Below are 13,056 nucleotides of genomic sequence, written 5' to 3' on the forward strand. Positions count from 1 at the left end.
TGCGCTGGCATACACTGCGCGCCTATGACGCTGACCCTGATCCCGACCAATCAAATCCCCACAGAAACCGCAGTGACCTGCTCGACCTGTGCGGCCTGTTGCTGCCAGCTGGAAGTGATGCTGATCACCGATACCGGCGTGCCTGAACGCTACATCGACAATGACGACTGGGGCGGCGAAGTCATGCTGCGCCTGGATGATGGTTGGTGTGCGGCACTGGATCGCAACAGCATGATGTGCACGATCTATGAGCTGCGCCCATTGATCTGCCGTGAATTCGAGACCGGCTCGGAAGATTGCATGAATGAACGGCGGGGGATTGAGACGGCTTATCTGTGACGAGCCCCGCTCACATCAAACACGAACAACCGTTGAATTGAAATGCTCGTTGGAGCGAGGCTTGCCCGCGAAGGCGTCATTCAGACCCAGAAATCAGGTCGGATATGATTGCCTCTTCGCGAGCAAGCTCGCTCCCACAGTTCAATGCCCGATCGACTCGAATAGCTTACAGCGGCATCGTGTAATGCAGCGCGTAGCTTTCAATACCATCGTTTGGCTCTTTGATCCCTGCGTTTGAATAGTGCGTCGCGCGGATACCGACTTCATGTCCGCCGGCAAAGCGTAGACCGAAGCCAATCCGGTCTTCAAAGTTGAAGGCCGAACCCAGTTTGTTGTTCTCTACTTGCGTGTGGGAAAAAACCGCTACACCAATGCCCGCTTCGATGTAGGGCTTGACCGTTTCGCCGGAAAACTCATAAACGAACACCGGCGAAAACGACAAGCTGTTGTTGCTGGAGCGTTTGTCGCCATCCCAGTACGTGTAAGCCCCGTCCCAATAGCCAGTCAGACGGCCTACATCGCTCTGCAGCCAGCTTTTGTCCCAGTCAAACTTCATACCCAGCCGATAGGTTTGTGTCTCTTCGCCGGTTTGACCCACCGAGAACTCGACACCTGCGGCTTGAGCGGTTGTATTGACCCCCGCGAGTGCGGCCGCAATCGCGGCCAAACAAAGAAGACGCTTCATCAGAAACTTCCTACTCGATTGCAGTTATAAGGATTTCTTACTTCACCAGATTCGCTATAGAAATCCGGAGCCGCACGATAGTTCAGTGCAAAACAGTGCAATTCACGATTTTTTTACAAATCGAAGCTTCTCACACTGTCAGATTTTTTCCAGAGTACCGGTAGGATGTTTCTGAATTTATTTGGATTCGAACTAGTCCAGAACAGCGTTTCCCGGGCAGGAATATCGGCCAACACGTCGTTCTGGGTCAGCAGCCGCTGGAGTTGCCGGGCAACTGCGCCGCCCGTATCAATCAAGCTGATCGACTCCGGGATCATTTCGCGCAGCAGTGGCTTGAGGAAGGGATAGTGGGTGCAGCCGAGAATAATCGTGTCACAGCCTTCGGCCAGCAAGGGATCAACGTAGCTTTGCAGCAATGCGCGAATGGTCGGGCTGACCAGATCGCCGCTTTCGATCAGCTCCACCAGGCCGGGGCATGGCTGGGTGACGACTCGCACATCGCCGGCAAAGCGATCAAGCAAAGCTGCAAATTTGGCGCTTTGCAGGGTTCCGGTGGTGGCCAATACACCGACCACGCCGCTGCGCGTGGCAGCCGCTGCCGGTTTTACTGCGGGCTCCATGCCGACAATTGGCCAGTCCGGATAACGCTCGCGCAATTGGGCGGCAGCCGCAGCGGTCGCCGTATTGCACGCCAGGACCAGCGCCTTGGCACGTTGCTGATGAAAAAAGTCGGCGATGATCAAGCAGCGCTGACGAATGAATTCCGGGGTCTTCTCGCCATACGGGATATGCCCGCAATCGGCGACGTACAGCAGCGATTCGTTTGGCAGCAGGCTGCGGATTTCACCCAGCACTGAAAGCCCGCCAACGCCTGAATCGAAAACACCCACCGGCGCATCACTCGCTCTACTCATGCTGGTCCTGTTCGCTGGCTGCGCCACAGACGCTGCATTCCGGATCACGCTTGACCTTCAATTCGCGAAAACGGGTGGTCAACGCATCGATCAACAACAGGCGTCCCACCAACGGTTCGCCGAATCCAGCCAGCAGCTTCAACGCCTCAAGGGCTTGCAGACTACCGACCAGGCCCACTAACGGCCCGATCACGCCGGCTTCGCTACAGGTCAGTTCCGCTTCGCTGCCGTGGCCGTATAAACAGTGGTAACACGGGCTCTCCGGACGGCGCGGGTCGAATACCGACAGCTGCCCTTCCAGACGAATTGCCGCGCCGCTGACCAAGGGTTTGCGCCCCGCAACACAGGCCGCATTGACCGCGCCGCGGGTGGCGAAATTATCCGAGCAGTCCAGCACCAGGTCCACGGCATCGACGGCCGCAGCGAGGGAATCATCGTCCAGGGCGCGGCGATGCGCGACCAGCTTGATTTCCGGATTGATCGCCGTCAGCCGGGCAATGGCCGAATCGACCTTGCTCAGCCCGACGCTGGACGTGTCATGAATGATCTGGCGTTGCAGGTTGGTCAGGTCAACCGTATCGAAATCCGCCAGATGAATCTCGCCGACACCCGCCGCCGCGAGGTACAACGCCACTGGCGAACCCAGACCACCGAGGCCAACGATCAATACCCGGCTTTGCTTGAGGCGCAACTGACCGTCGATGTCGACATGCTGCAACAGAATCTGTCGGCTATAGCGCAACAGCTCCGCGTCAGTCAGCACGGCATACGTCCGAAGGTGATGCGTTCATGCTCACCCAGATCGCGACGGGTCTGGATTTTTTCGAAACCATGGCTGCTCAACAGATCGCGCACGGCGACGCCTTGATCGTAACCATGCTCCAGCAGCAACCAGCCACCGGCATGCAGATGCGCTGGCGCCTGATCGACGATCAAGCGCAGGTCATCCAGACCATCGGCACCGGCTACCAGTGCGCTGCTGGGCTCGAAACGCACGTCCCCGGCGTCCAGATGCGGATCTGCCGAAGCAATATAAGGAGGGTTGCTGATGATCACGTCAAACTGCTGGCCTTCGATGGCGCTGAACCAATGGCTGTTCAGGATCTTGGCGTTGTCCAGGTGCAGACGCTGGCGATTGCGCTCGGCAAGGGCAACGGCTTCGATGACGCGATCCACCGCAGTCACCTGCCAGAGCGGGCGCTCGCTGGCCAGTGCCAAGGCGATTGCGCCGGTCCCGGTGCCCAGATCCAGAACTTTGGTCGGCGCAAAGCCCGGTACCAGTTCCAGTGTCGCCTCGACCAGCATTTCGGTTTCCGGACGGGGGATCAGCGTGTGTGGCGCCACTTCCAGGTCCAGCTTCCAGAAACCCTGCTGACCCAGAATGTAGGCCACCGGTTCGCCGGTCCGGCGGCGTTGCAGGTACGACGCGAAGGTCAGCGCCGCTTCGCTGCTGACGATGCGCTCGGGCCAGGTGTGCAGAAAACTGCGCGGTTTACCCAGCGCGGCGGCCAGTAACAATTCGACATCCAGACGCGCGGTAGGTGAATCGGGAAGCTCTGCGCTTCTTAACAAGCTGGCGATGATGGTCATTTACTCACCCAATGCCGCAAGTTGATCTGCCTGATATTCGGCGAGCAGCGGCTCTATCACTGCATCGACTCCGCCGGCCAAAACTTCATCCAGCGAATACAAGGTCAGATTCACGCGGTGATCCGTTACTCGCCCCTGAGGGAAATTGTAGGTACGAATGCGTTCGGATCGATCACCCGAACCCACCAGCAGTTTACGCTCGCTGGCAATAGCGTTGGCCGCTGCGCTGGTTTGCTGGTCATTGAGTTTGGCAGATAACCAGGACATCGCGCGGGCGCGGTTCTTGTGCTGCGAACGCTCTTCCTGACATTCGACGACGATACCCGATGGAAGATGGGTAATGCGCACCGCCGAGTCGGTCTTGTTCACGTGCTGACCGCCGGCGCCGGAAGATTTGTAGGTATCGACGCGCAAGTCCGACGGATTGATCTCGATGACTTGATGTTCATCGGGCTCCGGCAATACCGCGACGGTACAGGCCGAGGTGTGGATGCGACCCTGGGATTCGGTTTCGGGCACCCGCTGCACGCGGTGCGCGCCGGACTCGAACTTGAGCTTGCCGTAGACGTTTTCGCCTTCGACCCGGGCAATCACTTCTTTATAGCCGCCGTGCTCACCGATGTTTTCCGAGAGGATTTCCACCCGCCAGCCCCGCCGCTCGGCGTAACGCGAATACATGCGGAACAGGTCGCCGGAGAAAATCGCCGCCTCGTCGCCGCCGGTACCGGCACGAATTTCCAGGAACACGTTGCGCCCGTCGTTGGGGTCCTTGGGCAGCAGCATGCGTTGCAGCTGGCTTTCCAGTTCCACCAGCAATTGCTTGGTTTCGCGGACTTCCTCGACGGCCATCTCACGCATGTCCGGATCGCTGTCCTTGAGCAGCGCCTGCGCGCCGTCCAGATCAGCCAAGGCCTTGAGCAGCTGTTTATAGGCCTCGACGATCGGCTCCACCTCGGCGTATTCCCGGGAATAGGCGCGAAACTTGTTCTGATCGGAGATGACTTCCGCGTCGCCAAGCAACGCAGTCAATTCCTCGAAACGGTCGCTGAGGATATCCAGCTTATTGAGCAGTGACGCTTTCATTGCGGGGGTTTATCCGTCGAGCCCTCGTTAAGGGCAAAAAGTTCCTGGGCCATGGCCAGCGCATCGAGGCGACCTTCAGCAGACAGTTTTTTCAGTTGCACACTGGGTGCATGCAGCAATTTGTTGGTCAGGCCACGCGCCAGTTGCACCAGCACCTCTTCGGCATTGGCACCGTTGGCCAGCATGCGTTGCGCCTTGAGCAGCTCTTCGTCACGCAGGCGTTCGCTCTGCTGGCGGTAAGCCCGGAGCACATCGACCGCTGCCAGTTCGCGCAGGCGAAACATGAACTCGTCGGCGCCAATGGTCACCAGCTGCTCGGCAGCCATCGCGGCGCCCTGACGGCTTTTCATGTTTTCGGCGACCACTTCGTGCAGGTCGTCGACGGTATACAGGTAAACGTCGTCCAGCTCGCCGACTTCCGGCTCGATATCCCGGGGTACGGCGATATCGACCATGAAAATTGGCTTGTGCTTGCGCAACTTGAGCGCGCTTTCCACCGCGCCCTTGCCCAGAATCGGCAACTGGCTGGCCGTGGAGCTGATCACGATGTCGCTGTTGACCAGTTCGGCCGGAATATCCGCCAGCAACACCGCGTGGGCGCCGAACTCTGCGGCCAGGATGCTGGCGCGTTCCAGAGTCCGGTTGGCGACCACGATGCGCTTGACGCCCAGGTCGTGCAAATGGCGGGCGACCAGGGTGATGGTCTCCCCGGCGCCAATCAGCAAGGCCTGGCTGCGTTGCAGATCACTGAAGATCTGCTTGGCCAGGCTGACGGCGGCAAACGCCACGGAAACCGGGTTTTCGCCGATGGCCGTGTCGGTGCGCACCTGTTTGGCGGCGCTGAACGTGGCCTGGAACAGCCGGCCCAGCAGCGGACCGATGGTTCCGGCTTCCCGGGCCACGGCATAGGCTGATTTCATCTGGCCCAGGATCTGCGGTTCGCCCAATACCAGCGAATCGAGGCCGGACGCAACGCGCATCATGTGGCGCACGGCAGCATCGTCCTCGTGCACATAGGCACTGGCACGCAATTCTTCAAGGCTCAGCTGGTGATAGTCGGCCAGCCAGGCCAGGATGGATTCGGACGCGAGTTCATCGTGTTCGATGTACAACTCGCTGCGGTTGCAGGTCGAGAGGATCGCAGCTTCGCGGCTGTTGGTCAGGCGGCAGAGCTGCTGCAAGGCCTCAACTAACTGTTCAGGCGTAAATGCAACGCGCTCGCGGACGTCTACCGAGGCAGTCTTATGGTTAATACCAAGTGCAAGGAAGGCCATTCAAGGTCGCTGATGGTGACGTGAAGCCGGCAATTGTCCTACTTCAATAGATTCAGAACAACCACCGCAGACTATTGTCCTAACAGAGCCGCTGCATAAACGCCTCAAAACGGGACCTGCGGCCTGCAAAAAATCGCACGCCCAGCAGTTTTCCAACCGGCTGTGGGTTTGCTTCCAGCCTTGTGTCATGATGCCCAGACCGCAGGTAAGTCGTCCCTTCTTATATATGAATAGATCCTCCGCGTTATTCCTCGCCCTTGTCTTTCTGAGCGGCTGCCAGTCGATGGCCCCCGTTGAACCACAGGCAACGCCTGTGCCGAAGGACACGACTCCAGCGCCTGACGCCAAGCCTCAGGTCTATGGATCGTTCACTCAGGAAACCTTTGTCAGCCTGCTGAGCGCCGAGCTCGCGGGACAGCGCAATCGCTTTGATATCGCGCTGGACAACTACGTCACCCAGGCGATCAATACTCAGGATCCGGGTGTTTCCGAGCGCGCTTTCCGTATTGCCGAGTACCTGGGCGCCGATCAGGCTGCGCTGGACACCTCGCTGATCTGGGCCAGGAACGACCGAACCAATCTGGAAGCCCAGCGCGCCGCCGCGATTCAGCTGGCCCGCGCCGGTCGCTATGACGACTCCATGGTCTACATGGAAAAAGTCCTTCAGGGCCAGGGCGACACGCACTTCGATTTTCTTGCGTTGTCCGCTGCCGAAACCGACCCCGAGACGCGCAGTGCGCTGCTCAAAAGTTTCGACCGGCTGCTCGCCAAATACCCGAATAACGGCCAGCTGATTTTCGGCAAGGCGCTGCTGCTGCAACAGAACGGCGACGCCGAAAACTCCCTGAAGCTGCTCGAAGACAATCCGCCGAAAGAAGGTGAAGTGGCGCCGATCCTGCTGCGCGCCCGCCTTCTGCAAGGCATGAATCGCGGTAAGGAAGCGCTGCCGATCCTCGAAAAAAGCATCAAGAAATACCCGGACGACAAACGCCTGCGCCTGACTTACGCGCGCATGCTGGTTGAACAGAACCGCATGGCGGACGCCAAGGTTCAGTTTTCCAGCCTCGTTGAGCAGTTTCCCGAAGACGACGATCTGCGCTACTCCCTGGCGCTGGTATGCCTGGAAGCCAAGGCCTGGGACGAAGCGGCTGGCTATCTGGAAGACTTGATCGCCCGTGGCGCGCACGTCGACTCGGCGCACCTGAATCTGGGGCGCATCCACGAAGAGCGCAACGATCCACAAAGCGCTCTGGCTGAATACGCCCAGGTTGGACCCGGTTCCGACTTCCTTCCCGCGCAACTGCGTCAGGCCGATATCCTGATGGGCAACGGCAGCGCCGCCGAAGCCTCGAAACGCCTGGCCGAGTCTCGTGAAGCGCAGCCTGATTACGCCATTCAGCTGTACCTGATCGAGGCCGAAACCCTGGCCAACAACAACCAGGCCGAACGTGGCTGGCAAGTGTTGAACCAGGCGCTCAAGCAATATCCGGATGACCTGAACCTGCTGTACACCCGGGCGATGCTGGCCGAGAAGCGCGACGATCTGGCGCAGATGGAAAAAGACCTGCGCACGATTCTCAAGCGCGAGCCGGAAAACGTCATGGCCCTGAACGCCCTGGGCTACACCTTGTCCGACCGCACGACGCGTTACGCCGAAGCCAAGGACCTGATCGAAAAGGCTCACACCCTGAACCCGGACGACCCGGCCGTTCTCGACAGCCTCGGCTGGGTGAATTACCGCCTGGGCAACCTGGATGAAGCCGAACGCCTGCTGCGCCTGGCCCTGGAACGCTTCCCGGACCATGAAGTCGCCGCCCACCTGGGCGAAGTGCTCTGGGCCAAAGGCGAACAGCGCGAAGCCCGTAAAATCTGGGGCAAGGCCCTGGAACAGCAACCCGATAGCCCTATTTTGCGCAGCACCATGAAGCGCCTGACCGGATCCGAGACTCTTTAATTCTATGTTTTTGCGCCACGTAATCGTATTCAGCCTCATCGCCCTGCTCGCCGGCTGCGCCGGTATTTCCTCCCGTGAAGCCCTGGAGGGCAAGGGCGACCCGGCGCAATGGCGCCAGCACAAACAGCAACTGAGCAGCCTTGATGGCTGGCAGATCAACGGCAAGGTCGGTATCCGCGCCCCCAAGGATTCCGGCAGCGGCACGCTGTTCTGGCTGCAACGTCAGGACTACTACGACATTCGCCTGTCCGGCCCGCTGGGACGTGGCGCGGCACGCCTGACCGGCCGTCCTGGCGCCGTCAGCCTGGAAGTCGCCAACCAGGGCCGCTACGAATCGCCGGACCCGGAAACACTCTTGCAGGATCAACTGGGCTGGAAACTGCCAGTCTCGCACCTGGTCTGGTGGGTACGCGGCCTTCCCGCGCCGGACAGCAAAAGTCGTCTGCAGCTGGACGGCGACAGCCGCCTGGCGAGTCTCGAACAGGATGGCTGGCAGGTTGAATACCTGAGTTACGTCGAACAGAACGGCTACTGGCTGCCCGAACGCGTCAAGCTGCATGGCCAGGACCTCGATGTCACGCTGGTGATCAAGGACTGGCAACCGCGCAAATTGGGGCAATAAGCATGAGCGCTCCCCGCCTGACGTTGCCCGCCCCGGCAAAACTGAACCTGATGCTGCACATTCTTGGCCGTCGCCCTGACGGCTATCACGAACTGCAAACCATTTTTCAGTTTCTCGATTACGGCGACGAACTCAGTTTCGCCGTTCGCGAAGACGGCGAGATTCGCTTGCAAACCGACATTCCCGGTGTTGCGCACGACAGCAATCTGATCGTCAAGGCGGCCCGCGCGCTGCAACAACAATCCGGCTGCACCCTCGGCATGGACATCTGGCTGGAAAAACGCCTGCCCATGGGCGGCGGAATCGGCGGTGGAAGCTCCGATGCGGCGACGACGCTGCTCGGCTTGAATCATTTGTGGCGGCTGGGCTGGGACGAAGACCGGCTTGCCGCACTGGGCCTGACGCTCGGCGCGGACGTACCGGTTTTCGTGCGTGGACACGCCGCATTTGCTGAGGGTGTGGGCGAAAAACTCACCCCCGTAGACCCCGAAGAACCGTGGTATCTGGTGCTCGTGCCGCAAGTATCTGTAAGTACAGCAGAAATTTTTTCAGATCCGCTGTTGACACGTAACACTCCTCCCATTAAAGTGCGCCCCGTTCCCAAGGGAAACAGTCGAAATGACTGCTTACCGGTTGTAGCAAGGCGTTATCCAGAAGTACATAACGCTTTGAATTTGTTAGGTAATTTTACTGAAGCAAAATTAACCGGAACTGGAAGTTGTGTGTTTGGGGCCTTCCCAAACAAAGCTGAAGCTGATAAAGTCTCGGCCCTTCTGACAGAGACCCTTACAGGGTTTGTAGCAAAGGGAAGCAACGTGTCAATGTTGCATCGCAAGCTGCAAGACCTGCTCTAAAAGGAACCGAGTACTGGGTACTCGATGCAACAAATACAGGGGCGTCGCCAAGCGGTAAGGCAGCAGGTTTTGATCCTGCCATGCGTTGGTTCGAATCCAGCCGCCCCTGCCATTTTCTATACTCATCCAGGTTACCCTCAGCCTCTAGGTACTGCGCGTGTCCAAGATGATGGTCTTTACGGGGAACGCTAACCCCGATCTGGCTCGACGTGTCGTACGTCAGCTGCATATCCCACTAGGTGATGTCTCCGTCGGCAAGTTTTCCGATGGCGAAATCAGTACTGAGATAAATGAAAACGTCCGCGGTAAAGACGTCTTCATCATTCAGCCGACTTGCGCTCCGACCAACGATAACCTGATGGAACTCGTCGTGATGGCTGATGCCTTCCGTCGCTCCTCAGCGTCCCGAATCACTGCGGTGATTCCTTACTTTGGTTATGCCCGTCAGGATCGCCGTCCGCGTTCCGCACGTGTGGCTATCAGCGCGAAAGTCGTCGCTGACATGCTTACCGTGGTCGGGATCGATCGTGTTCTCACGGTTGATCTGCATGCTGACCAAATCCAGGGTTTCTTCGATATTCCGGTAGATAATATCTACGGCTCCCCGGTTCTGGTGGATGACATTGAAGATCAACGCTTCGAAAACCTGATGATTGTCTCCCCGGATATCGGTGGCGTCGTGCGTGCACGGGCCGTTGCCAAATCCCTGGGCGTCGATCTCGGGATCATCGACAAGCGCCGTGAGAAAGCCAATCACTCTGAAGTGATGCATATCATCGGTGATGTCGAAGGGCGTACCTGTATTCTGGTCGATGACATGGTCGATACCGCCGGCACTCTGTGCCACGCGGCTAAAGCCCTGAAAGAGCATGGCGCTGCCAAGGTCTTTGCCTACTGCACACACCCTGTGCTGTCGGGTCGGGCCATCGAAAACATTGAAAATTCCGTGCTGGACGAACTGGTGGTAACCAATACCATTCCGTTGTCCGCTGCTGCACAGGCCTGTAGCCGTATCCGTCAACTGGATATCGCTCCGGTAGTCGCCGAGGCGGTCCGCCGCATCAGCAACGAAGAATCGATCAGCGCGATGTTTCGCTAGGGTTTAGCCCGGCAGATATCTCGTTGACGAAAAGCGCCCCGCCCTGACATTCGGTCAGGGCGGGGCTTTTTTGCCCATACCGTCTTAGCGCTGGTCGCAAACGCGAAGACGAATGTGGTTAATTTGGAGAAACAACATGAACGATTTTACTTTGAATGCTGAACTGCGTTCCGACCTGGGGAAAGGTGCGAGCCGCCGCCTGCGTCGTCTCGCAAGCCTGGTTCCAGCTGTCGTCTACGGTGGCGAAAAAGCCCCTGAGTCCATCAGCATGCTGGCTAAAGAAGTTGCCAAGCTGCTGGAAAACGAAGCTTCGTACAGCCACATCATCGAGCTGAACATTGCTGGCAAAAAGCAAAACGTCATCATCAAAGCTCTGCAACGTCACCCGGCCAAAGGCCACGTGATGCACGCTGACTTCGTACGCGTTGTAGCTGGCCAGAAACTGACCGCTATCGTGCCTGTACACTTTGTTGGTGAAGAAGCGCCAGTCAAGAAAGGCGGCGAAGTTTCGCACGTGACTTCCGAACTGGAAGTAAGCTGCCTGCCGAAAGATCTGCCTGAGTTCATCGAAGTAGACGTGTCTGCTCTGGAAATCGGTTCGATCATTCACCTGTCCGACCTGAAAGCGCCTAAAGGCGTTGAGTTCGTGGCACTGGCGCACGGTAACGACCTGGCTGTTGCCAACGTTCACGCTCCACGCGTTGCACCGACCGAAGACGCAGCAGAAGAAGGCGCCGCCGAGTAATTCATTACTTGGTAACGCCGGAGTTGCTCGGGAAGCATCGTGAAAGACAGCAGGCAAATCGGGCAGGATCGCGGAGTTTACATCATGGTAAATGAGCAGTTTTTGTCCCCGTTTGCCGCTGTCATCAGCGGTGTTATCCACAGCTCAAAAGAAGGGCCCCTGTCGTGACTGCCATACAACTGATCGTTGGCCTGGGAAATCCAGGCGCTGAATACGAACAGACCCGGCATAACGCAGGGGCTCTTTTTGTTGAACGTATCGCCGACGCGCAACGAGTCAGTCTCGTCGCCGAGCGCAAATTTTTTGGCCTGACCGGGCGCTTCAGTCACCAGGGTCAGGATGTTCGTCTATTGATCCCCACCACGTTCATGAACCGCAGCGGCCAGTCCGTCGCGGCACTCGCCGGTTTCTATCGTATTCCGGTCGAGGCGATCCTGGTGGCCCATGACGAACTCGATCTGCCTCCGGGCGTCGCCAAGCTCAAGCAGGGCGGCGGCCATGGCGGTCACAATGGGCTGCGCGACATCATCGCGCAGCTTGGCAATCAGAATACTTTTCACCGTCTGCGACTTGGCATCGGCCACCCGGGCGACGCCAGCAAGGTCTCCGGTTTTGTCCTCGGTCGAGCGCCTCGCGCCGAACAGGAAAAACTGGACGCCAGTATCGACTTTGCCCTCGGCGTGCTGCCGGATATCTTCGCCGGGGAATGGAACCGAGCGATGAAAAACCTGCACAGCCAGAAGGCCTGACATCACTCGAGGGGAAACATCATGGGCTTCAATTGCGGCATCGTCGGCCTGCCCAACGTCGGCAAATCCACTCTGTTCAACGCCCTGACCAAGTCCGGGATTGCAGCGGAGAACTTCCCCTTCTGCACCATCGAACCGAACACCGGGATCGTGCCAATGCCGGATCCGCGCCTGGCGGCACTGGCGGCCATCGTTAACCCGAAGCGCATCCTGCCGACCACCATGGAATTCGTCGACATCGCTGGCCTGGTTGCCGGTGCGTCCAAAGGCGAAGGCCTGGGCAACAAGTTCCTGGCCAACATCCGTGAAACCGATGCTATCGCACACGTTGTGCGCTGCTTTGAAGACGAAAACGTGATCCACGTTTCCAACAGCGTCGATCCAAAGCGCGACATCGAAATCATCGACCTGGAACTGATCTTCGCCGACCTCGACAGCTGCGAAAAACAGCTGCAGAAAGTCACGCGCAATGCCAAGGGCGGCGACAAGGACGCAGTGGTCCAGAAAGGCCTGCTGGAGCAATTGATCGCTCACTTCACCGAAGGCAAACCAGCGCGCACGCTGATGAAAACCATGAACGCCGACGACAAGGCAGTGGTTCGTGGCTTCCATCTGCTGACCACCAAGCCGGTCATGTACATTGCCAACGTCGCTGAAGACGGCTTCGAAAACAACCCGCTGCTGGACGTCGTCCGCGCCATCGCCGAAGAAGAAGGCGCAATGCTGGTGCCGGTCTGCAACAAGATTGAAGCCGAAATTGCCGAGCTTGATGACGGCGAAGAGAAGGACATGTTCCTCGAAGCTCTCGGCCTCGAAGAACCCGGCTTGAACCGCGTGATCCGCGCCGGTTATGAAATGCTGCACTTGCAGACTTATTTCACTGCTGGCGTCGAAGAAGTCCGCGCCTGGACTGTCCGCGTCGGTGCCACCGCACCACAAGCCGCTGGCGTGATCCACACCGACTTCGAAAAAGGCTTCATCCGCGCCGAGTGCATTGCCTACAACGACTTCATCCAGTACAAGGGCGAAGCCGGTGCCAAGGAAGCAGGCAAATGGCGCCTGGAAGGCAAGGACTACATCGTCAAAGACGGTGACGTGCTGCACTTCCGCTTTAACGTGTAACGGTGACCGTGGATTTACACGGAACT

At 58.4% G+C, this 13,056-nt stretch carries 14 protein-coding genes and 1 tRNA gene; 9 read left to right on the forward strand and 6 right to left on the reverse strand.

The features are described 5' to 3' along the window. Positions 1 to 24: 24 nt before the first annotated feature. The gene (locus ACP7E4_RS24755; RefSeq protein ID WP_426118288.1) at positions 25 to 339 is read left to right on the forward strand and encodes a YkgJ family cysteine cluster protein; all 315 of its coding nucleotides are present in this window, start codon (positions 25 to 27) and stop codon (positions 337 to 339) included. 166 nt (positions 340 to 505) lie between these two features. On the opposite strand, the gene ACP7E4_RS24760 is transcribed toward ACP7E4_RS24755, so the two are convergent. From ACP7E4_RS24760 to hemA, 6 genes are all read right to left on the reverse strand, one after another. Continuing rightward, on the reverse strand, positions 506 to 1,024 hold the full coding sequence (locus ACP7E4_RS24760) for an acyloxyacyl hydrolase (protein WP_426118290.1): 519 nt from the start codon (positions 1,022 to 1,024) through the stop codon (positions 506 to 508). 113 nt (positions 1,025 to 1,137) lie between these two features. Then, positions 1,138 to 1,938 carry a glutamate racemase gene (murI, locus tag ACP7E4_RS24765; RefSeq protein WP_426118292.1) on the reverse strand — a complete coding sequence of 267 codons (801 nt, stop codon included), beginning with the start codon at positions 1,936 to 1,938 and terminating at the stop codon, positions 1,138 to 1,140. Continuing rightward, complete coding sequence (locus ACP7E4_RS24770) at positions 1,931 to 2,701, reverse strand: molybdopterin-synthase adenylyltransferase MoeB (RefSeq protein ID WP_426118294.1); 771 nt, start codon at positions 2,699 to 2,701, stop codon at positions 1,931 to 1,933. The genes murI and ACP7E4_RS24770 overlap by 8 nt, the downstream gene beginning before the upstream one ends. Then, positions 2,695 to 3,528, reverse strand: coding sequence for a peptide chain release factor N(5)-glutamine methyltransferase (gene prmC / locus ACP7E4_RS24775; protein WP_426118296.1), 834 nt, complete (start codon positions 3,526 to 3,528; stop codon positions 2,695 to 2,697). The genes ACP7E4_RS24770 and prmC overlap by 7 nt, the downstream gene beginning before the upstream one ends. Continuing rightward, positions 3,529 to 4,611 (reverse strand): peptide chain release factor 1, encoded by a 1,083-nt coding sequence (gene prfA, locus ACP7E4_RS24780; RefSeq protein WP_426118298.1) that lies wholly within the window; start codon positions 4,609 to 4,611, stop codon positions 3,529 to 3,531. Continuing rightward, a complete protein-coding gene (gene hemA / locus ACP7E4_RS24785) occupies positions 4,608 to 5,885 on the reverse strand; it encodes a glutamyl-tRNA reductase (RefSeq protein ID WP_426118300.1) in 1,278 nt (425 codons plus the stop codon). Before hemA ends, prfA begins: the two co-directional genes overlap by 4 nt. Before the next feature lie 226 nt (positions 5,886 to 6,111). Here hemA and ACP7E4_RS24790 point away from each other — a divergent pair, with 226 nt between their 5' ends. The 8 genes from ACP7E4_RS24790 (at position 6,112) to ychF (ending at position 13,030) form a co-directional block, all read left to right on the forward strand. Beyond that, a complete protein-coding gene (locus tag ACP7E4_RS24790; protein WP_426118302.1) occupies positions 6,112 to 7,839 on the forward strand; it encodes a tetratricopeptide repeat protein in 1,728 nt (575 codons plus the stop codon). A gap of 4 nt (positions 7,840 to 7,843) precedes the next feature. Continuing rightward, a complete protein-coding gene (lolB, locus tag ACP7E4_RS24795; protein ID WP_065833286.1) occupies positions 7,844 to 8,461 on the forward strand; it encodes a lipoprotein insertase outer membrane protein LolB in 618 nt (205 codons plus the stop codon). 2 nt (positions 8,462 to 8,463) lie between these two features. Then, entirely contained in the window at positions 8,464 to 9,315 is an 852-nt protein-coding gene (gene ispE, locus ACP7E4_RS24800) for a 4-(cytidine 5'-diphospho)-2-C-methyl-D-erythritol kinase (protein ID WP_426118304.1), read from the forward strand. A gap of 37 nt (positions 9,316 to 9,352) precedes the next feature. After that, positions 9,353 to 9,427, forward strand: a tRNA-Gln gene (locus ACP7E4_RS24805). Between the two features lie 45 nt (positions 9,428 to 9,472). After that, positions 9,473 to 10,414, forward strand: a complete 942-nt coding sequence (locus ACP7E4_RS24810) for a ribose-phosphate pyrophosphokinase (RefSeq protein ID WP_002552145.1) — start codon at positions 9,473 to 9,475, stop codon at positions 10,412 to 10,414. A gap of 136 nt (positions 10,415 to 10,550) precedes the next feature. Next, a complete protein-coding gene (locus ACP7E4_RS24815) occupies positions 10,551 to 11,159 on the forward strand; it encodes a 50S ribosomal protein L25/general stress protein Ctc (RefSeq protein ID WP_426118307.1) in 609 nt (202 codons plus the stop codon). Positions 11,160 to 11,323: 164 nt separating this feature from the next. Further along, positions 11,324 to 11,908, forward strand: a complete 585-nt coding sequence (gene pth, locus ACP7E4_RS24820) for an aminoacyl-tRNA hydrolase (protein ID WP_065833289.1) — start codon at positions 11,324 to 11,326, stop codon at positions 11,906 to 11,908. Between the two features lie 21 nt (positions 11,909 to 11,929). Continuing rightward, positions 11,930 to 13,030 (forward strand): redox-regulated ATPase YchF, encoded by a 1,101-nt coding sequence (ychF, locus tag ACP7E4_RS24825; RefSeq protein WP_426118309.1) that lies wholly within the window; start codon positions 11,930 to 11,932, stop codon positions 13,028 to 13,030. The last annotated feature ends 26 nt before the right edge of the window (positions 13,031 to 13,056 follow it).

Origin of the sequence: Pseudomonas sp. DSP3-2-3 (assembly GCF_049898225.1) — a bacterium.
Lineage (GTDB): Bacteria > Pseudomonadota > Gammaproteobacteria > Pseudomonadales > Pseudomonadaceae > Aquipseudomonas.

Excerpts from the sequence above, each read along its gene's own strand:
- ACP7E4_RS24755 (WP_426118288.1), top strand. The coding sequence starts at position 25 with ATGACGCTGACCCTGATCCCGACCAATCAAATCCCCACAGAAACCGCA.
- ACP7E4_RS24760 (WP_426118290.1), bottom strand. The coding sequence starts at position 1,024 with ATGAAGCGTCTTCTTTGTTTGGCCGCGATTGCGGCCGCACTCGCGGGG.
- murI (WP_426118292.1), bottom strand. The coding sequence starts at position 1,938 with ATGAGTAGAGCGAGTGATGCGCCGGTGGGTGTTTTCGATTCAGGCGTT.
- prmC (WP_426118296.1), bottom strand. The coding sequence starts at position 3,528 with ATGACCATCATCGCCAGCTTGTTAAGAAGCGCAGAGCTTCCCGATTCA.
- prfA (WP_426118298.1), bottom strand. The coding sequence starts at position 4,611 with ATGAAAGCGTCACTGCTCAATAAGCTGGATATCCTCAGCGACCGTTTC.
- hemA (WP_426118300.1), bottom strand. The coding sequence starts at position 5,885 with ATGGCCTTCCTTGCACTTGGTATTAACCATAAGACTGCCTCGGTAGAC.
- ACP7E4_RS24790 (WP_426118302.1), top strand. The coding sequence starts at position 6,112 with ATGAATAGATCCTCCGCGTTATTCCTCGCCCTTGTCTTTCTGAGCGGC.
- lolB (WP_065833286.1), top strand. The coding sequence starts at position 7,844 with ATGTTTTTGCGCCACGTAATCGTATTCAGCCTCATCGCCCTGCTCGCC.
- ispE (WP_426118304.1), top strand. The coding sequence starts at position 8,464 with ATGAGCGCTCCCCGCCTGACGTTGCCCGCCCCGGCAAAACTGAACCTG.
- ACP7E4_RS24815 (WP_426118307.1), top strand. The coding sequence starts at position 10,551 with ATGAACGATTTTACTTTGAATGCTGAACTGCGTTCCGACCTGGGGAAA.
- ychF (WP_426118309.1), top strand. The coding sequence starts at position 11,930 with ATGGGCTTCAATTGCGGCATCGTCGGCCTGCCCAACGTCGGCAAATCC.